At 62.3% G+C, this 18,046-nt stretch carries 16 protein-coding genes, 2 tRNA genes and 1 riboswitch; of the genes, 11 read left to right on the top strand and 7 right to left on the bottom strand.

Annotated features, from left to right (window positions below):
- The first annotated feature begins 127 nt into the window (after positions 1–127).
- On the top strand, positions 128–868 hold the full coding sequence (locus tag FOT55_RS21025; protein ID WP_147823976.1) for a transporter substrate-binding domain-containing protein: 741 nt from the start codon (positions 128–130) through the stop codon (positions 866–868).
- Here FOT55_RS21025 and FOT55_RS21020 read toward each other — a convergent pair whose 3' ends face one another.
- From FOT55_RS21020 to FOT55_RS21005, 4 genes are read right to left on the bottom strand one after another with little or no spacing between them, the layout of a single operon-like run.
- On the bottom strand, positions 869–1,804 hold the full coding sequence (locus tag FOT55_RS21020) for an ABC transporter substrate-binding protein (protein ID WP_147823975.1): 936 nt from the start codon (positions 1,802–1,804) through the stop codon (positions 869–871). It lies immediately after the preceding gene.
- Positions 1,805–1,839: 35 nt separating this feature from the next.
- Complete coding sequence (locus tag FOT55_RS21015) at positions 1,840–2,607, bottom strand: ABC transporter permease (protein ID WP_043140003.1); 768 nt, start codon at positions 2,605–2,607, stop codon at positions 1,840–1,842.
- Entirely contained in the window at positions 2,604–3,344 is a 741-nt protein-coding gene (locus tag FOT55_RS21010) for an ABC transporter ATP-binding protein (protein ID WP_025303401.1), read from the bottom strand. Before FOT55_RS21010 ends, FOT55_RS21015 begins: the two co-directional genes overlap by 4 nt.
- Positions 3,341–4,024 (bottom strand): TenA family protein, encoded by a 684-nt coding sequence (locus FOT55_RS21005; RefSeq protein ID WP_147823974.1) that lies wholly within the window; start codon positions 4,022–4,024, stop codon positions 3,341–3,343. The genes FOT55_RS21010 and FOT55_RS21005 overlap by 4 nt, the downstream gene beginning before the upstream one ends.
- Positions 4,025–4,086: 62 nt before the next feature.
- Positions 4,087–4,189, bottom strand: a riboswitch (TPP riboswitch).
- A gap of 149 nt (positions 4,190–4,338) precedes the next feature.
- Between FOT55_RS21005 and FOT55_RS21000 the strand changes: the two genes are divergently transcribed.
- The 4 genes from FOT55_RS21000 to gap all read left to right on the top strand — a co-directional run bounded on the left by FOT55_RS21000 (position 4,339) and on the right by gap (position 8,298).
- A complete protein-coding gene (locus tag FOT55_RS21000) occupies positions 4,339–5,361 on the top strand; it encodes an LLM class flavin-dependent oxidoreductase (RefSeq protein WP_025303399.1) in 1,023 nt (340 codons plus the stop codon).
- A gap of 13 nt (positions 5,362–5,374) precedes the next feature.
- The gene (locus FOT55_RS20995) at positions 5,375–6,109 is read left to right on the top strand and encodes an SDR family NAD(P)-dependent oxidoreductase (protein ID WP_147823973.1); all 735 of its coding nucleotides are present in this window, start codon (positions 5,375–5,377) and stop codon (positions 6,107–6,109) included.
- A gap of 126 nt (positions 6,110–6,235) precedes the next feature.
- Entirely contained in the window at positions 6,236–7,210 is a 975-nt protein-coding gene (locus FOT55_RS20990) for a GlxA family transcriptional regulator (RefSeq protein WP_147823972.1), read from the top strand.
- A 77-nt stretch (positions 7,211–7,287) separates the two neighbouring features.
- Positions 7,288–8,298, top strand: a complete 1,011-nt coding sequence (gene gap / locus FOT55_RS20985; protein ID WP_025303396.1) for a type I glyceraldehyde-3-phosphate dehydrogenase — start codon at positions 7,288–7,290, stop codon at positions 8,296–8,298.
- A 54-nt stretch (positions 8,299–8,352) separates the two neighbouring features.
- On the opposite strand, the gene FOT55_RS20980 is transcribed toward gap, so the two are convergent.
- Both FOT55_RS20980 and mtfA read right to left on the bottom strand, forming a co-directional pair.
- A tRNA-Asn gene (locus FOT55_RS20980) sits at positions 8,353–8,428 on the bottom strand.
- Between the two features lie 99 nt (positions 8,429–8,527).
- Positions 8,528–9,328 carry a DgsA anti-repressor MtfA gene (gene mtfA / locus FOT55_RS20975; RefSeq protein WP_060433487.1) on the bottom strand — a complete coding sequence of 267 codons (801 nt, stop codon included), beginning with the start codon at positions 9,326–9,328 and terminating at the stop codon, positions 8,528–8,530.
- Positions 9,329–9,420: 92 nt separating this feature from the next.
- Between mtfA and FOT55_RS20970 the strand changes: the two genes are divergently transcribed.
- Positions 9,421–9,510, top strand: a tRNA-Ser gene (locus FOT55_RS20970).
- Positions 9,511–9,669: 159 nt separating this feature from the next.
- Here the strand turns inward: FOT55_RS20970 and FOT55_RS20965 are convergent.
- Positions 9,670–10,419 (bottom strand): AraC family transcriptional regulator, encoded by a 750-nt coding sequence (locus FOT55_RS20965; RefSeq protein ID WP_147823971.1) that lies wholly within the window; start codon positions 10,417–10,419, stop codon positions 9,670–9,672.
- A 306-nt stretch (positions 10,420–10,725) separates the two neighbouring features.
- Here FOT55_RS20965 and FOT55_RS20960 point away from each other — a divergent pair, with 306 nt between their 5' ends.
- The 5 genes from FOT55_RS20960 (at position 10,726) to FOT55_RS20940 (ending at position 18,008) form a co-directional block, all read left to right on the top strand.
- On the top strand, positions 10,726–12,729 hold the full coding sequence (locus FOT55_RS20960; protein WP_238476124.1) for a TonB-dependent siderophore receptor: 2,004 nt from the start codon (positions 10,726–10,728) through the stop codon (positions 12,727–12,729).
- Positions 12,730–12,750: 21 nt separating this feature from the next.
- Positions 12,751–13,590 (top strand): iron-siderophore ABC transporter substrate-binding protein, encoded by an 840-nt coding sequence (locus FOT55_RS20955; RefSeq protein WP_238476123.1) that lies wholly within the window; start codon positions 12,751–12,753, stop codon positions 13,588–13,590.
- Positions 13,583–15,568: a Fe(3+)-hydroxamate ABC transporter permease FhuB gene (gene fhuB, locus FOT55_RS20950; RefSeq protein ID WP_147823968.1), complete on the top strand. Its 1,986-nt coding sequence runs from the start codon at positions 13,583–13,585 to the stop codon at positions 15,566–15,568. Before FOT55_RS20955 ends, fhuB begins: the two co-directional genes overlap by 8 nt.
- 29 nt (positions 15,569–15,597) lie before the next feature.
- The gene (locus tag FOT55_RS20945; RefSeq protein WP_147823967.1) at positions 15,598–17,214 is read left to right on the top strand and encodes a cyclic peptide export ABC transporter; all 1,617 of its coding nucleotides are present in this window, start codon (positions 15,598–15,600) and stop codon (positions 17,212–17,214) included.
- A 161-nt stretch (positions 17,215–17,375) separates the two neighbouring features.
- The gene (locus FOT55_RS20940) at positions 17,376–18,008 is read left to right on the top strand and encodes an ECs1377 family protein (RefSeq protein WP_025303392.1); all 633 of its coding nucleotides are present in this window, start codon (positions 17,376–17,378) and stop codon (positions 18,006–18,008) included.
- The last annotated feature ends 38 nt before the right edge of the window (positions 18,009–18,046 follow it).

Genomic DNA, 18,046 nt, shown 5'->3' with positions numbered 1-18,046 from the left:
TGACAATAGTGTGACGTTAATCACGCCGACGGCGGCCTCGGCGGCGAAAGCTTGCTGGTCGGAGGTTTCGCTCTACGCTTAATGAGCGCCACGACGGTGCGCCCATCAGCCTTTCACAGGAGGAAGTATGCAGACGATTCCCGCCGCGGTACTCGACGATCTGGCCCCGCAAGGCGTGTTGCGCGCGGCGATCAACTACGGCAATCCGGTGCTGGCACAGGCCGGGGCCGGCGGTAAACCGCAAGGCGCTTCGGTGGAGCTGGCCGCCGCGCTGGCCCAGGAGCTGGGCGTGGCGCTCGAGCTGGTCACCTATGACGCGGCGGGCAAGGTGTTTGCCGACCTGGACAGCGGCGCCTGGAACCTGGCTTTTATGGCTATCGAGCCGGTGCGTGCGGCGCAAATCGCCTTCAGCGAACCCTATGTGATCATCGAGGGGACTTACCTGGTGGCGAACGACGCGCCTTACTTTGAGGTGGCGCAGCTCGACCGGCCGGAGGTGCGCATCGCGGTCGGCCAGGGGGCGGCGTACGATCTGTTTTTATCGCGCACGCTGCAGCAGGCGCAGCTGGTGCGGGTGGCAACCTCCGCCGAGGCGATCGCGCTGTTTTTCGAACGGGGGCTGGAGGCGGCGGCCGGCGTGCGTCAACCGCTGCTGGCCGCTGCGGCCGCCCATCCCGGCTACCGGGTGCTGGACGGGCATTTCACCGCCATCCACCAGGCGATGGCGGTGCCGCGGCAAAAAACGCAGGGCGCCGCCTACGTGAACGCGTTTATCGAACGCTGCAAGGCCAACGGGCTGGTGAAGGCGGCCTTGCAGCGCAGCGGCCAGGGCGAGGTGACGGTGGCGCCGCCGGCCGCCTCGGCGTGATCAGTCGAGCTCCACCGCGTACTGTTCCACCGGGGTGATTTTCTTGATCAGCTTGTTGTCGAGCAGGAACTGTTCGTAAGCCTGGTAGCGCGCGCGATCCAACTTGGCCGGATCGCGGGCGAACAGCGGCAGGCTGGCTTGCCACGCCTGTTTGTTCAGCTCGGTATTCAGCTCCGGGTGCGCCTTGGCGAACGCCAGCCAGGTGTCCTGCGGGTGTGCATGCAGGTAGTCGCTGCCTTGCTTCAGTGCGGCGAGGAATTTGCGGATTTTCGGCTCGTTCACCGCATCGCGGTTGGCGACGATGATCAGCTCGTCGTAGGCCGGCACGCCGTAGTCTTCGACGTTAAACACCACCGGCTTTTTGCCCTGCAGCTTCAGCTCCAGCGCTTCGATATTGCGGTAGCCGCCGATCACCGCATCGACCTGGCCCGCCAGCAGGGCGCTGGTCAGCTGGAAGTTGACGTTGATGAGCTTGATGTCCTGCGGCTTGAGGTGCTCGTGTTCGACCATGGTGGCCAGCGTCGCCTGTTCGATGCCGCTGACCGAGTAGCCCACCGTTTTGCCCTTGAGATCCGCCGGCGACGTGATGTTTTTGTCCAGCGCGATCACCGTATTCAACGGCGTGTTGATCAGCGTGCCGACGCGCATCAGCGGCAGGCCCTGATCGGCGAAGAAGTGCAGCTGCGGCTGATAGGTGATGGCGAGGTCGGCCTGTTTGGCGGCCACCAGCCGCGGCGGCAGCGCCGGATCGGACGGCGGCACGATCTTGACGTCCAACCCTGCGGCCTTGAAGGCGCCGATCTGCTCGGCCACCATAATTGGCGCGTGATCGGGGTTGATGTACCAGTCGAGCACCAGCGTCAGCTTGTCGGCCGCGCCGGCCTGGCCGGTGAGGGCGGCGCCGAGCAGCAGCCCGCAAACGGTTTGTTTGATCATGGTCGTTCCTTTATCCCTGGTTATGGTTGCAATCATCAGTCGTTTTCCGGCGCCCAGGCGATCAGGCGCCGCAGCAGCGCATCCACCGCGGCCCACAGCAGCACGGTCATCAGCACCAAAATAAACAGCGCGGCGAAGCAGACGTCGGTCTGCATGCGCGCGTTGGCGTTCAGCATCACGTAGCCCAGCCCTTCGGCCGAGCCGACCCATTCGCCGATGATGGCGCCGATCGGCGCGACGGCGGCGGCCATGCGCAGGCCGGAGCCGAAGGCCGGTAGCGCCGCCATCAGCCGCACGTGCCGCAGCTGCGCCCAGCGCGAAGCGCGCATCGTGCGCGCCAGATCGAGATAGTCGTTGTTGACCCGGCGCAGCCCGTCGAAAAAGGCCGACACCACCGGGAAGAAAATCACCAGCACCGCCATCGCCACCTTGGCGCTCATGCCGAAGCCGAACCACAGCACCAGCAGTGGCGCCAGGGCGAACACCGGTATCGCCTGGCTGGTGAGCACCAGTGGCATCAGCCAGCGCTGCAGCCGCGGCGAGAAGATCATGCACAGCGCCAGCGCCGCGCCGAGCAGCACGCCCAGCACCAGCCCGCTGACGATCTCCGAAGCCGTGACCAGCGTGTGCCAGGCGAGATAGCCGCGCCCGTCCCACAGCGCCTGCGCCACCGCGCCCGGCGTGGGCAGCAGAAAGGCCGGAATGCCGCTTTGCGCCGCCAGCCACCACAGCAGCAGCAGGCCGGCAAACACCGTCAGCCCACGCCGCAGGCGGGTGAGGCCACGCTCTTCGGCAATCTTCATTGCGCGGCCCTCACCAGCTGTTGCAGCAGCTCGGCCTGGCTTTTCAGCAGGTCGGCGTCATCCGGCGCGCGCGGCGGTTGCCCGCTGATACGGTGGGTATCGTCGAGGCCCAGCGGCCAGGGCGACAGTACCAGCAGCCGGTGGCTCAGGCGGCAGGCCTCCATCGGATCGTGGGTGATCAGCAGTACGGTATTTTGCGCCAGCAGCTCGGCGGCCAGGCTTTGGATCTCGGCGCGGGTAATGGCGTCCAATGCGGAGAAGGGTTCGTCCATCAGCACGATCGGCTGGCGTTCGTAGAGCGTGCGGGCGATGGCGGCGCGCTGGCGCATGCCGCCGGACAGCGCGGCGGGCAGGCTGCGGCCATGCGCGGCCAGGCCTACGCGTTCGAGCAGATGCGCCACCCACGCCCGATCCGCCACTTCGCCGCGCAGCCGCGAGCCGAGGGCGACGTTCTCTTCGACGGTCAGCCACGGGTAGAGCAGGTCTTTTTGCCCCATGTAGGCGATGCGCCCGGCGATCGGCAAACCGTCGCTGCCGGTCACCGTGCCCGAACTGGCCTGCGCCAGGCCGGCGATGATCTTCAGCAGGCTGGTTTTGCCGGCGCCGCTGGCGCCGAGCAGGGCGACGAAGCTGCCGCCGGCGATGTCGAAGCTCAGCCGGTCGAAGACGATTTGCTGACCGAAACGCAGGCTGAGATCCCGCACCTGGATGCCGGGTGGGAGAAGCGGGGAGGTCATGAGGCGTTCAGCCCCATCTGCCAAAATGCCGATTCCAGCTGGGTGGCGGTGGTGAAAATCTGCGCCAGCTCGGTGAAGCGGCCTTGTGCGCCGCGCTGGTGGCCGACGGTTTCCAGCAGTTCGATGGCGGCACGCACGCCGGCCAGATAGCCCTCGTCGCCGTAGTTGCGGATCCAGGAGGCGTAAGGATTGCCCTCCATCTGAGTGGCGGGATCGTGCAGCAGCCGCAGGCCGATTTCGGCATAGCCGGCCACGCAGGGCAGCAGGCCGGCCAGCAGATCGAGGGCGTCGCCGGCATGGCCGATATCCAGCACGTAGCGGGTGTAGTTCATGGTTTCCGACGCTTCCGGCTGGGCGGCGATCTGCGCTTCGCTCAGCCCCCATTCGGCGCAGTAGGCCACGTGCAACGGCAGTTCGGCGACGATGCCGTTGAGCGAGGCGGTGGCGGCGCGCATCTCCGGCAGGGTGCGCAGCTTGCTGACCAGCAGCGCGTAGGCGCGGGCGAAGTGCAGCAGAAACAGATAGTCCTGGGTCAGGTAGCGGCGAAAAGCGCGTTCAGGCAAGGTGCCGGCGGCCAGCTGCTGCAGAAATGGATGATCGACGTAATCTTGCCAGTGGCTGCCGGCATGGTGGCGCAGCCGGCCGTAAAGACCGCTTTCGAACAGGGTAGTGATGGACATGGGACCTCCTTGAGTCAGTGGAGATCCGGGCACGCTGGGGTATGAACAGGCAACGGGTGAGAGCGTTGTTGCCTAACCGTCCCTTCGCTGGCATGACCCAGATCAGGTTCAAAGGGTTCGGCTTGCGCCATCTCAGCCCGTAACAGGACACCCCTCGGAGCTGCTTGTTATACGACATTTGTTTTTTGATTACAATCGCCGGGCGGTGCGGCGGCAATCGGTTCGTTTAGTGCGATCGAGGGTGATTTTGCTGGCGCAAGGCGCGCGGTTTTTGTCACTGTAGGCTCATGTTTTGCCTCTGAGGATGATGCCCGATGAAAAAGATTGGTTTTCTCTCGTTTGGCCACTGGTCGCCTTCCGCCCAGTCCGGCACCCGTTCCGCGGCGGATGCGCTGCTGCAGTCCATCGATCTGGCGGTCGCCGCCGAAGATCTGGGGGCGGACGGCGCCTATTTTCGCGTGCATCACTTCGCGCGCCAGCTGGGATCGCCGTTCCCGCTGTTGGCCGCCATCGGCGCCAAAACCCAACGCATCGAGATCGGCACCGGCGTGATCGACATGCGCTATGAAAATCCGCTGTACATGGTGGAGGACGCTGGCGCGGCGGATCTGATCGCCGGCGGGCGGCTGCAGCTCGGCATCAGCCGCGGCTCGCCGGAGCAGGTGATCGACGGCTGGCGCTATTTCGGCTATGCCCCGGCCGACGGCGAAACCGATGCGGACATGGCCCGCCGCCATACCGAAGTGTTCCTGGAAGCGCTGCGCGGCGAAGGGTTCGCCGAGCCCAATCCGCAGCCGATGTTCCCGAATCCGCCCGGGCTGCTGCGGCCGGAACCGTTTTCCGCCGGGCTGCGCGACCGCATCTGGTGGGGCGCCGGCTCCAATGCCACCGCCGTCTGGGCGGCGAAGCTCGGCATGCACCTGCAAAGCTCGACGCTCAAGAACGACGAGACCGGCGAACCCTTCCACATCCAGCAAGCCAAGCAGATCCGCGCCTACCGCGCCGCCTGGCAAGAGGCCGGCCACACGCATGAGCCGCGGGTTTCCGTGAGCCGTAGCATCTTCGCGCTGGTGGATCAGCGGGATCGCAACTACTTCGGCGGCAGCGGTAAGGAAGGCGACCAACTGGGGTATATCGATGCGCAAACCCGGGCGATCTTTGGCCGCAGTTACGCCGCAGAACCTGACGCGTTGATCGAACAGCTGGCGCAGGACGAGGCCATCGCCGAAGCGGATACCTTGCTGCTGACCGTGCCTAACCAACTGGGCGTGGATTACAACGCCCACGTTATCGAATCGATTTTAACCCATGTCGCGCCGGCGCTCGGCTGGCGCTAAACGGAGGAGCTGCATGTCACGCATTTTCATTACCGGCTCGGTGGACGGGCTGGGCCGCGCCGCCGCGCAAACGCTGTTGGACGAAGGGCATCAGGTGATTCTGCATGCGCGTGAGCCCGGCCGTCTGGACGCGGTGCGCGATCTGCTGGATCGCGGTGCACAGGCGACGATCGGCGATCTGTCCGATGTGCAGCAGATCCGGCAGCTCGCCGAGCAGGTCAATCGCCTCGGTCGCCCGGACGCGGTGATCCACAATGCCGGTATGTTTACCGGACCGCAGGTGATGCCGGTGAACGTCATAGCGGCCTACCTGCTGACGGCCCTGATCGAACGCCCCAAGCGTATCGTCTATCTGAGCAGCAGTATGCACTTTGACGGCGTGGCGGAACTGAACGGCGTGGATTGGCTTGGCGGCGCCGCAGGCTCTTATTCGGACAGCAAACTGTTCGTCACCGCGCTGGCCGCCGCCGTGGCGCGCCTGTGGCCTGACGTGATCAGCAGCGCGGTCGATCCCGGTTGGGTGCCGACAAAAATGGGCGGCGCGGACGCGCCCGACGATCTGGCGCTGGGGCATGTGACGCAGGCGTGGCTGGTGAGCAGCGATGAACCGCAGGCTCTGGCGTCCGGCGGTTATTGGCACCATCAGCAGCGCCTCGAACCCCACGCGGCGGTACACGACGAGGCGTTTCAAACGGCGCTGTTGGCGCAATTGGCGCGCGCTGGCGGGGTGAGCTTGCCGCAGGTTTGAATGGTTATTCCTTCCTGGCCCGTCGAGGTTATCGGCGGGCTTTTTTATGCCTGCAGGGTGAACCCGTGGCGCTTTTCTTATACAGTGGTTGTCTGGCCTGTTTTGACTGTTTTCTCTATTTTTGCCATGCACACATTCCTGATTATCGTCCCTGAAGGGGGCATGCTGTTCGAAGCGGCGGGCATCGCCGATATTCTGATGCAGGCTAACCGTCTGAGCCCTGCCGAGACGCCGCTGTATCAGATCGCGGTCGCCACCACGCAATCCCATCGGGTGGTGCACGGCCTGTCCGGGCTGAGCCTGTTGGCCGATCATCGCCTGACGGATCTCGATCCGGCCCTGCCGCGCGATACCGTCATTGTTGCCGGCAAGGGGGCAACCGAAGAAGAGGGCGCCCTGGTGGCGGATTGGCTGCGCCGCGCGGCGCCGCAGACGCGCCGTATCGCTTCGGTTTGCGGCGGGGCTCTGCTGCTGGCCGAGGCCGGGTTGCTGGACGGGCGGCGGGCGACCACTCACTGGCGGCTGGCGGAAACGCTGCAGGCGCGCTTCCCGCGGGTGCAGGTTGAAAACGGCCCGATCTACGTGCAGGACGGGCCGATTTGGACCTCCGGCGGCGTCAGTTCCGGCTTCGATCTGACGCTGGCGCTGGTGGAGGATGATTACGGCTTCGTGCAGGCGCGCGAAGTGGCGCAGGATCTGGTGATGTTTCTGCGCCGCCCCGGCGGGCAGGCGCAGTTCAGCCGCTACCCGCTCAACCAGGCCAAATCGCCGGGCCCGATCCGCGACCTGCAGTCCTGGATCCTGGAAAACCTCGCCGACGATCTCAGCGTCGATCGGTTGGCCGAACGCGTGGCGATGAGCCCGCGCAACTTTACCCGCGTATTCACCCGCGAGACGGGCATTTCTCCCGCCAAATTCGTCGAAGAAGGCCGGTTGCATACCGCCAGGCAGCGCCTGGAGCAGAGTGCGCAAGGCATCGAGCAGATCGCCCTGGCCACCGGCTTTGGCAACGGCCTTAACCTGCGGCGGGTGTTTGAACGCAAACTGCAGCTGACCCCGAGCGAATACCGCGAACGCTTTCATGCGCGCAATTTGGCGTAAATTGATCGGTAAACGTCATTTACGCCGCCTCGGGGCAGGGCTAGAGTTGAGGCAAAGCCCAAAACGAGGAGTGCATCATGGTGAGAGTAGGCATTAATGGATTTGGCAGGATCGGACGCAACGTGCTGCGCGCGGCGCTGGGGCGCAGCGATTTTGAAGTGGTGGCGATCAACGATCTGACGGACAGCAAAACGCTGGCGCACCTGCTGAAATACGACACGCTTTCCGGCACGCTGGCGGCCAGGGTGGAAGCCGGCGACAACCAGCTGCTGCTGGACGGCCGGCCGATTCAGGTGTTTTCGCAGCGCGATCCCGCCGAGATCCCCTGGAGCAGCGTGGGCGTTGACGTGGTGATCGAAGCGACGGGCTTCTTTACCGACAAGGCCAAGGCGGAAGTGCACATCACGCACGGCGGCGCCAAGCGGGTGATTATCTCGGCGCCGGCCAAGAACGACGACATCACCATCGTCATGGGGGTTAACGACCAGCTTTACGATCCGGCGCTGCATAAAGTGGTCAGCAACGGCAGCTGCACCACTAACGGGCTGGCGCCCGCCGCGCAGGTGCTGCATCAGGCGTTCGGCATCGAATACGGGCTGATGAACACTACTCACGCCTATACCAATAGCCAGGCGCTGCACGATCAGCCGGAAAAAGATCTGCGCGGCGCGCGGGCGGCGGCGGAATCGATCGTGCCTTATTCCAGCGGCGCGGCCAAGGCGCTCGGCAAGGTGATCCCGGATCTCGACGGCAGGTTGACCGGTTACTCGCTGCGGGTGCCGGTGCCGGTCGTCTCGATCGTCGATCTGACGGTGACGCTGAAACGCCCGGCGACGGTGGAAGAGATTAACGCCGCTTTCCGCGCGGCGGCGGCATCCGGCCCGCTGAAAGGGATCCTGGGCTACAGCGATGAACCGCTGGTGTCGAGCGACTACCGGGGTGATGCGCGTTCGTCGATCATCGACGGGCTGTCCACGCTGGTGATCGGCGGCAATCTGGTGAAAGTGCTCGCCTGGTATGACAACGAATGGGGCTTCTCCAATCGGTTGGTCGATCTGGCGCTGCTGATGGAAAAACGCGGGCTGTAAACGCCCCATAGCAAAAAGCCCGCTTAAGTTTCCTTAAGCGGGCTTCTCTAAATATGGCTCCTCTGACTGGACTCGAACCAGTGACATACGGATTAACAGTCCGCCGTTCTACCGACTGAACTACAGAGGAATCGTGTGAACGGGGCGCATGATATCCAGCGGCCCCGGGTGTGTCAACGCTAAATTGCCTGGAGTGGTGCGACTGCTCGGTATCTGAGCAATGTGCCCGTCAATCAGCCCATTGCGCGTCGTTTTCCGCCTGGCCGCGCAACAGGCGCGCCAGCGGATCCTGGCGGTAGAAGCGGCAAAAGTGCTGATACAGCGCCGGGAAGCGTTCGGCCAGCAGCTCGGGAGCGCTGAAGAAATACTCCGACAGCACGGCGAAGCACTCGGCCGCATCGGTGGCGGCATAGGCATCCATGCTGGCGGCCTCTTCACCGACCATGTCGATCTCGTCCTGCAGGCTTTCCATCGCGGCGTGCAGATCGTGCTCCCAGGCGGCCACCTCGCGCAGTGGGATCGGCGGTACGCCGGTGGCGACGCCGCCGTTGCGCATATCCAGCTTGTGCACCGCTTCGTGGATCACCAGATTGAAACCAGAGAGATCGAAAGAGTCCTGCACGTCTTGCCAGTTGAGCACGATCGGCCCCTGTTCCCAGCTTTGGCCAGACTGCACCACTGGCCCCGAGTGCACCAGGCCGATCTCGTCCTGCCATTCGTCTTCCACCACGAACGGGGTGGGGTAGAGCAGAATTTCGTTGAAGCCGTCGAGGCACTCCGCGCCGAGTTCCAGCACCGGCAAGGCGAACAGCAGGGCGATGCGCGCCTGCATTTGCGAGGTGAGCTGCAGCCCCTGCAGCGGCACGATGCGCTTTTGCTGCAAGATCTGCCCGGCAACGGCCACCAGCCGCTGCTGCTCCTGCTCATTCAGCGGCGAGAGCAGCGGGATCGCCAGCGCGTCCTGCCACTGGGCCTGAGTGTCTGCCTGGGGTTGAGAGGGTTGAGTCGCTTTCCACGGCCATTTAATCATCAGGTTGCTCGTAAAGTCGTCACTTGAACGTTCAGCGGTGTGCTAATGCTGTAAAAATGCCGTAAAAGCGGGCATGATAGCAAGCGTTGTTAGGAGAGATGCCGGAGCGGCTGAACGGACCAGTCTCGAAAACTGGAGTAGGGGCAACTCTACCGGGGGTTCAAATCCCCCTCTCTCCGCCATTATTCAATCACTTACGAATAAATCTTTCAACGATCCCCATCACAGATAGCGCTGGCCTGGCGCCAAATCACTGAACCACAATCCATTGCCTGCCGCTGATTTTCATCGCGTATTTTCGCGCCACATTGGCATTCTTTCATTTTAAACTCGCCTGGCTTTCACGCTTCCAACGCGCTTTGAATATAGCGCTGCGGCGACACGCCCAGTTTTTTGCGAAACATGGCGATGAACGCGCTAGGGCTGGCATAACCCAGCTCGTGGGCCAGTTGACCCACGGCCACGCCGCGCGCCAGATTGCACACCGCCTCCAGCAGGCGAATTTGCTGGCGCCATTCGGAAAAACTCAACGCGGTCTCTTCACGGAACAGCCGTGCCAGGGTGCGTTCGCTGGCGCCGACCTTTTTCCCCCACCAGGCGAGCGTTTCGCCATGGCCCAATTCGCGGCACAAAGCATCGCATACCTGGCGCAGGCGCCGGTCGTTCGGCAGGGCCACGTGACACAGTTGGCCACTTTGCATGCGTTGAAACTCATCGCTCAGCAGATTTTGAATGAGCGTAAGCCGTTCGGCGGAAATGGCGTTTTCAAGCCCGGCGGCAATCAGGGGATGCAACAGAGGAGTGGCGCTCAGCCCCTGAGGCCGTGCGCCATAGCGGCGAGAAAAGGGCGGCGTAAAGTAGATGTTGTGCGTCACGACGTCATTGATGGCTTCCAAACCGTGCGGTGTGCCGCTGGGGAGCCAAATGGCGCGGCCCGGCGAGAGCAGCCAGATGTGCTGCGCGGTGGCGATTTTCGCCACGCCGCGCAGCGGCAAAATCAGCTGCCCCTGTTCATGCTGATGGACGGGCTCTTGGCTGCCGGGGCTGTAGCGCAGCTGACGCAGGCCTTCAATACCGTGATGGGATGTCATGTTTACCTGCCTCTGTCCGGTTCTCACCATTTGTGCCTATTGCTGCGATAACGGACAACGTTTGTCCGTCTGGCGACATCCTGACTGTCGGTAGCGCCATTCTGCCATGAACGGGCTTCTCTTTTAAAGTTGAATAATTATCATTTCGATAAAATTCTACTAACAGTCGGAAATGCGATGAGACAGATTGGCAAGTTATTCAGGGAAAAACCGTTGAAAGTGCTGGTATATACGATAATCGCAGGCTATAGCGGGCAAGCGTTTACCGCGGATGGCAGGCAGAATACCACAAAAGAAGAGACCCTGGTGGTGAGCGCAGCGGCGTCTCAGGATCAGGATGACGAGAGCACGCTGGTGGCGCACGGCGCCGCCTCCGCGACGAAGTCAAACCAGCCGATTAGCCGCACTTCACAGAGCATCTCGGTGGTGACGCAAGCGGAGATTGACGCGCAAGCGGCGAAAAACGTCCCGCAGGCGCTGCGCTATGTTTCCGGTGTCAACTCGGAGAACGCTGGGCCGGATACCCGTTTCGATACCATCATCGTGCGCGGTTTTGAAGCCGACGAATACCTTGATGGCCTGCGGCTGCCGCGCGAAGCGTGGTGGAGCCGTCCGGCGTGGGATCCGTTCCTGCTGTCGCGTATCGAAGTGGTCAAAGGCCCTTCCTCGGTACTGTATGGCCAGGCGAATCCCGGCGGGATCGTCAACCTGGTCAGCAAAACGCCGCAGGCGACCCCGTCCGGTGAGGTGTATGTCAGCGCGGGCAACGAAAACCAGTTTGGTGCCGGCGTCGACGCCACCGGGCCGTTGAACGATAACGGCACGCTGTTGGGGCGCGTGGCGGGGACCTTTTTTGATACCGAAACCCAGGTTGATCACACCCGCTATCAACATTATGACATCGCGCCGTCGCTGACGTGGCAGCCGGACGCGCGCACCAGCCTGACGATTATTTCGCAGCTGCGCAAAGATCCGGACAGCGGATTCTACAACCAGATGCCGCTTTCCGGCACCTTGACGCCCAACCCGTACGGCCACATCTCGACCCGTTTTTACGGCGGCCAGCCGGGCTTCGACAAGTACGAACGCCAGCAGGGCAGCATCGGTTACCAGTTCCGGCACGATTTCAACGATACGGTGACTTTCCGCCAAAATCTGCGTTACCTCAGCAGCACCGGCGACTATCTGATGGTCTATCCATGGGGTGTGCATGCGGATGCGCCGCTCATCGATCGCTATTCGATGAACCTGAAGGAGAGCATGACCAACTTTGCGGTGGATAACCAGGCTGAATTCCACTTTGATACCGGTCGGGTGAAACATACGCTGCTGACCGGGATTGATCGCATGCATACCTCGGTGCGCAGCCAGTCGGGCTACGGTGACGCCAGCCCGATTAACTTCCTCAATCCGGACTATAGCGTGCCGGTGGCCATACCGCCGCTCGACAGCAGTACGCACAATACGCTCGATCAAACCGGGTTCTATCTCCAGGACCAACTCGAACTGGGGGGCTGGATCCTGAACCTTGCCGGCCGTTACGACGCGGCGAAAACCAAAAGCATCGACCTGCTGAACGACGCTCGCACCGAGCGCAGCGACTACGCGACGACCGGGCGCGCCGGGCTGTTGTACCACTTTGATAACGGATTGGCGCCTTACATCAGCTATTCCACGTCGTTTGTGCCGAGCAGCAGCAATGACTTTTACGGCCACGCCTTTAAACCGACCGAAGGCAAACAGACGGAAGTGGGGTTGAAATACGATCCGGTCGGGCTGGATGCCTTGTTTACCCTGGCGTTGTTCGACCTGCGTGAAACCAACGTGGCGACCGCCGATCCCGATCACCCGAACTTCAGCGTGCAGACCGGCGAAGTGCGCTCGCGCGGGATTGAGCTTGATGGCCGCATCAACATCACGCCGGCATGGTCGGTGCTGGCGTCGTACAACCTGACCGATCCGAAAGTGCTGAGCGCCAACGACGATACGCAGGGCAAGCGTCCGGTGGGCATTGCGCGCAATACCGCCAAGCTCTGGAGCCAGTATGCCTTTGACGGCGCGCTTGACGGCGTGACGCTGGGCGGCGGCGTGCGTTATGTCGGCACCAGCTACGCCACCTCGGACAACGGTCTGAAGGTGCCGGCGGCCACGGTCTACGATGCGCGCGTCGGCTATCAGTGGCGCCAATGGCAGCTGGCGCTCAATGCCGCCAATCTCGGTAACAAGACCTATCTGGCTTCCTGCTCCAACAATGGCTGCGAGTATGCGCTGAAACGCCAGTACATCGCGACCCTCAGCTATAAGTGGTGACCGATGCTGTCGCGACGCAGGTTGTTGACCGCTCTCCTGTTGGCCCCGCTTTATGCGCGGGCCGACGCCGGCCGGCCGCCGCAAAAGCTGGCCGTGTTGGATTGGGGGCTGACGGAAATTCTGTTGGCGCTGGGGGTGACTCCGGCGGGCGTCTCGGCGCCGGATTGGTATCGCAAGCTGATCCCGACGCCTGCGCTGCCTGCGTCGGCGTTGGATCTTGGCCTGCTGTTCCAGCCCAATCTGGAAACGCTGTACGCACTGCGGCCGGACACGATTGTCATCACGCCGCAGCATGCGTTGCTGAAGCCGGCGCTGGAACGCATCGCGCCGACGATCGCGCTGCCGGCTCACGGGCTGGCGGAACTCATCAGCGCCGCCCGGCAATTGGGCGAACGGCTTCAGCGGCAGCCTCAGGCCGCGCAGATATTGGCCAGCCTGAACGGCAAGCTGAGCCGCGCCTCGCTGCTGGCGCGGCAGGTTGAACGTCCGGCGCTGCTCGCCGCCCCGGTAGATGCGCTGCATCTGCGGGTCTACACCGCAGGCAGTCTTCCCGGCGACGTATTGGCCGCCTGCGGGCTGCGCAACGGATGGCATGGCGGCGCGGGAGCGGAAGGCAGCGTGCTGGTGGAGCTGACCCGCATCGCCGATCTGAATGCGCGGCTGATGCTGTTGACGCCTGACGATCAGCGGGAATCGGTGTCGCAATGGCGCCAAAGCCCGCTGTGGCAACGTCTGCCGCTGACCGCAGCGCACAACCTGAACCTGATAGACGAAAACATCAGCGATGCCGGCGCCCTGATAACCGCCGGGCGCTTTGCCGATATTTTCATCGGGATGATGATGAGGTGGCGTGATGCATGAATCTTTTTCCCGCCGTCTTTCCTGGGGGGTAATCGCCGCGTTGTGGCTGACGTCGTTGCCGTTGGCGCTGGCCGATATTCATCGGCAAGGCGGCATTGTCGCGTTGTTCTCCGAGCATAATCTCGATCCGGCGGCCATTATCCTGCATAGCATGTGGTTGCCGCGTCAGGGTATGGCGATGGTGGGGGGCGCGACGCTGGGGCTGTGCGGCTGGTTAATGCAGCGTGCGTTGCGCAACCCGTTGGCGGAGCCGATGACGCTCGGCATGACCGCCGGGGCGACGTTGGCGATGGGGCTGGCATCGTTGTGGTTGCCGTCGCTGCTGGTCGGCGCGCGCACCGCCGTGGTGATTGCCGGTGAGATTGCGGCGCTGGCGTGCGTGCTGGCGCTCAGCTGGCGTCAGCGTATGTCGCCGCTGGCGATGGTGCAGGCGGGCATCATGATCAATTTGTGGTGCGGGGCGCTGACCTTGCTGATTGCCATTATCAACGATCGCTTTTTACTTCAGGTGCTGATGTGGGGAGGCGGTTCGCTGGCGGTGGAAGACGGACAAATTCTGCTGCGGATGTTGCCGTGGCTCGCCGTCTGCGTAGTGGGCCTGTTGTTCTTGCTGCGCCCGCTTGAACTGCTGCAATTGCCGGAAACCGTGGTCAGCAGCCTCGGCGCATCGCCGGTGCGCATCCGCGCCGCCGCGGTGCTGCTGGCGCTGACCATGAGCGCCCTCATCATTAACGCAGTCGGCGTCATCGGCTTTTTAGGGCTCGCAGCGCCCCATCTGGCGCGCTTTGGCGGCGCGCGAACCTCCCGGCAAATGGTGCTGCATACGACGCTCATCGGTGCGGGCCTCCTGTGGCTGACCGATCTTTGCGTCTCTCGCGTGTCGCTGGAGAGCGGCCAGCTGCTGCCCGTCGGCATGCTGACCGCCCTTACCGGCGGCCCGTTGCTGATGCTGCTGGCGCGTTTTGCACGGCAGCAAAGCATCGATCTTGCGCCGCCGTTGCCGGTGTCGCATACCTCGCATCAACAACGGTTCATCTGGTTGTCGGCCGGCATTCTGGCTGCGGGGATCGTGGTCTCTTTATGTTTCGGTCATGGATTGCAGCATTGGCATTGGGCGGAAAGAGGGGAGCTGGCGAACCTGCTGCCATTGCGGTTGCCACGACTGCTGGCGGCGGTGAGCGCCGGTGCGCTGCTGGCGGGGGCCGGCGTGTTGATGCAGCGGGTGAGCGGGAACCCGCTCGCCAGCCCGGAAGTGCTGGGTATTGGCGGTGGCGCGGCCATGGGCGTTACGGCCTTTGTGTTTTTGCTTCCCGCTGGCGGCAGTGGCTGGCTGTTGGTGAGTAGCCTGGGGGGCGCGTTGATAAGCCTGTTGCTGACGTTGTGGAACAGCCGTCGAAGTGACTTTAATCCGCAGCGGGTATTGCTCAATGGTTTGGCGCTGAATGCGCTATGCCAGGCAGCGGTCAGCATCGTGATGCTCAACAATCTTGCCGCAAGTGCGGTGTTGTTGCCGCTGATGACGGGCAGCACCTATTACGTTGGCGCTTCGTTGGCCGAAGGCGTGTTTGTCATCACGTTGGTTCTCCTGGCGCTGATGCCGCTGTTTCGCCGCTGGCTGGTGCTGTTGCCGATGGGCAACGTCGCCGGCGCGCTCGGCGTGCCATTGCCGCGCGCACGTTTCAGCGTGCTGGCTATGGCGGCAGTCATGACAGGGCTGGCGACGTTGCTGGTCGGCCCGGTGTCTTTCATCGGCCTACTGGGGCCGCATCTGGCGCGCAAGATGGGCGCGAAAGGGCCGCTGATGCAGCTCTACACCGCCGCGCTGTTGTCATCCTCCATCATGACAGTTGCCGACTGGCTGGGGCGCAATGCGCTCTACCCGCGCCAGCTGCCGGTCGGGTTGGTGGCGTCGCTGATCGGTGTCCCTCTGCTGGTATGGCCGTTAATTCGCTATAAGACATCCCGGTTAAAACCATAAAAATTGTGAATATGAGCAAGGAATTCGGCATGTCGGTATTAATGATGTTGTTTCGTATGGTGCGCGGTTGGCTACTGCTCGCCGTGGTCGCCGGTGTCGTCAGCGGGCTGTGCAATGCCTCTTTGCTGGCGATGATCAATCACGGTCTGACGCAATCCAATGAGGCGTCATGGCTGAGTCCAGGAGGCGATTTTGCGTTACTGACGCTGTTGATGCTGGCGACGCGCGTGGTTTCTCAAACCACGTTTATGGCGCTGGGACAAAAGGTGAAGGCGCGCTTGCGCAGCGAGCTGGTGCAAGACGTCAGCGAAACGCGCTGGCTGCTGTTGGAGAAAGCGGGGATGGCAAGAACGCTGTCGGTGCTGACACAGGATCTCGATACGCTGGTGGTGTTTTTCGTCAATCTGCCCAATCTGCTGATTTTCGGCGCCGTTATCGTTGGCTGCCTGGTTTACCTTGGCAGCCTGTCATTGAGCGTACTGGCGCTGGCATTGGCGGTGATTGTCTGCGGCAGCCTGGGCTACCGCGCCGCGCACGGCCCCGCGATGCGTTTGTTGCGCCGATCGCGTCAGCGCGAAGATACGCTGATTCAGCAATGCAAAAAATTGTTTGACGGTGCGAGGGAGTTTCGGCTGAACGCGGTGCGCCGTCGTCAATTCGTCAGCGGTGAACTGGCGCAGAATATTGACGCGGTTCGCCGGGAGAGAACCCGCGGTTACGTGTTGTACGGTTTGGCGAGCAGTTGGGGAAGCGCGCTGTTTTTCGCTTTCATCGGCCTGGTGTTGTTCAGCTTGCGTGACGGGCTGTCTTTGGACGAACGGGCGCTTACCGGCTATATCATGGTGTTTCTGTATATGATTGTGCCGGTCGAAGGGCTGTTATCCGCGCTGCCCACCCTGGCCGGCGCGCGGGTGGCCATGCAGCGGGTACAGTCGCTGCGCGCGCAACTCAGGCCCGAAGTTCCACAGCGCCATTTTACGCCACCCCCTTTTGCTTCGTTGGCGTTGGATAATGTCCGTTACCAATATCAGAACGAAGAAGGGGAACATTTCACCCTTGGCCCGCTGAATATGCACATTGCGCCCGGTGAACTCATTTTTATCGTCGGTGGCAACGGCAGCGGCAAGACGACGTTGGCGAATCTGCTGGTGGGAATTTACCCGCCTGATCACGGCGCGATTTTGCTTAACGGCGAGCCGATCAGTGACGATCTTCTGGAAATATACCGCCGACATTTTTCGGTGGTGTTCAACGACTTCTTTCTTTTTGACGATGTGGCGTTTGTCACTGAGCGCACGCAACAGCAGGTCGAACATCTGCTGCGCCTGCTGAAGTTAAGCCATAAAGTCAGTTTTTCCCGCGGCCGTTTTTCAACAATCGCGCTCTCTCAGGGGCAGAGAAAACGGCTGGCTTTACTGCAGGCGTGGTTGGAAGAGCGTCCGGTTTATCTGTTTGATGAGTGGGCCGCCGATCAGGATCCGGAGTTTAAGGCTGTGTTTTACCTTGAACTCTTGCCGATGCTGAAGGCCGAAGGCAAAACGGTTATTGCGATTACTCACGACGATCGCTATTTCTACCTGGCGGATCGCATCATCAAGCTGGAATCGGGGCAGGTGGTCCCATCGACGCGTGGCGCGCCGTCATGATGCTCATCGTTTTTACCCAGCACGATATTTGGCTTTTCCCCTCATGTTTGATGATTCGCCCCGGCTTTCCTCTGCGAAGTGAACGCGGTGATAGTGTACTGTTGTCCGCGGGTAAGGTAATTTGCTGATGGCAATGATGACTGACGCGGGGGCCAACGGACATGAACGAAAGAATCGACTACCACATCGAGAAATACCATTTCGCGCCGCTGGATGAGGCCCCGCGGCTCGCGCACCAGTGGAGCGAGGTGTTGAACGAGTGCCGCGAGACGCAGGCCGGGGCGGAAGAGCGTCTGCGCATTGCGCTGCTCAATGTGGACTACGTGACCAGTTTTGAATTGCCGTTTCGCTTATTGCTGGTGCGGGCACCGCAGCTGATTGCCGGCCTGCGTGATGAGTTGTCGATCAGTCAAAAAAATGTGGTGTTCAACGGCAAGCGCTTTGGCTGTGTCTACAGCCTGAAAAGCGATTTGAGCGGCGTGCCGGAGGCTTTCCAATACGGCCTGTCGACCCGTATTCACCGAACATCTGCGTCGGGCGTGGATGCGCTGCCTTATCGGGAAATTGCCAAAGCGCTCAAGGCGCCGCGTGAGCGGCTTAAGCTGGCGCTGGAGCAAGGGTTGCCGGTGACGGCGCTGGATGGCTTGTTTTGGTTCGGCATCCAGCGCATTGCTGCCGAGGTGCGCAGGCTAAGAAAAACTGGCATGGCGATCGTGACGGCGGAAACGGAGATCTTCGACACCCTGACCGGCACGACGCGCAAGGTCCCTGTGTACCGCCTGGCCGAGAGTTAAACGCCGTTTCCGCACCGAGGAGGTTCAAACCAAAAACC

Origin of the sequence: Serratia bockelmannii (genome assembly GCF_008011855.1) — a bacterium.
Classification (GTDB): Bacteria; Pseudomonadota; Gammaproteobacteria; order Enterobacterales; family Enterobacteriaceae; genus Serratia; species Serratia bockelmannii.
Note: the sequence above shows the minus strand (reverse complement) of the source record. Positions and strands in the feature narration are given on the sequence as shown.

What these genes read in the sequence shown, in the direction of transcription:
- FOT55_RS21005 (WP_147823974.1), bottom strand. Translation starts at nt 4,024, where the DNA reads ATGTCCATCACTACCCTGTTCGAAAGCGGTCTTTACGGCCGGCTGCGC.
- FOT55_RS20945 (WP_147823967.1), top strand. Translation starts at nt 15,598, where the DNA reads ATGTCGGTATTAATGATGTTGTTTCGTATGGTGCGCGGTTGGCTACTG.
- gap (WP_025303396.1), top strand. Translation starts at nt 7,288, where the DNA reads ATGGTGAGAGTAGGCATTAATGGATTTGGCAGGATCGGACGCAACGTG.
- FOT55_RS20965 (WP_147823971.1), bottom strand. Translation starts at nt 10,419, where the DNA reads ATGACATCCCATCACGGTATTGAAGGCCTGCGTCAGCTGCGCTACAGC.
- FOT55_RS21000 (WP_025303399.1), top strand. Translation starts at nt 4,339, where the DNA reads ATGAAAAAGATTGGTTTTCTCTCGTTTGGCCACTGGTCGCCTTCCGCC.
- fhuB (WP_147823968.1), top strand. Translation starts at nt 13,583, where the DNA reads ATGCATGAATCTTTTTCCCGCCGTCTTTCCTGGGGGGTAATCGCCGCG.
- FOT55_RS20990 (WP_147823972.1), top strand. Translation starts at nt 6,236, where the DNA reads ATGCACACATTCCTGATTATCGTCCCTGAAGGGGGCATGCTGTTCGAA.
- FOT55_RS20995 (WP_147823973.1), top strand. Translation starts at nt 5,375, where the DNA reads ATGTCACGCATTTTCATTACCGGCTCGGTGGACGGGCTGGGCCGCGCC.
- FOT55_RS21015 (WP_043140003.1), bottom strand. Translation starts at nt 2,607, where the DNA reads ATGAAGATTGCCGAAGAGCGTGGCCTCACCCGCCTGCGGCGTGGGCTG.
- FOT55_RS21020 (WP_147823975.1), bottom strand. Translation starts at nt 1,804, where the DNA reads ATGATCAAACAAACCGTTTGCGGGCTGCTGCTCGGCGCCGCCCTCACC.
- FOT55_RS21025 (WP_147823976.1), top strand. Translation starts at nt 128, where the DNA reads ATGCAGACGATTCCCGCCGCGGTACTCGACGATCTGGCCCCGCAAGGC.
- mtfA (WP_060433487.1), bottom strand. Translation starts at nt 9,328, where the DNA reads ATGATTAAATGGCCGTGGAAAGCGACTCAACCCTCTCAACCCCAGGCA.
- FOT55_RS21010 (WP_025303401.1), bottom strand. Translation starts at nt 3,344, where the DNA reads ATGACCTCCCCGCTTCTCCCACCCGGCATCCAGGTGCGGGATCTCAGC.
- FOT55_RS20940 (WP_025303392.1), top strand. Translation starts at nt 17,376, where the DNA reads ATGAACGAAAGAATCGACTACCACATCGAGAAATACCATTTCGCGCCG.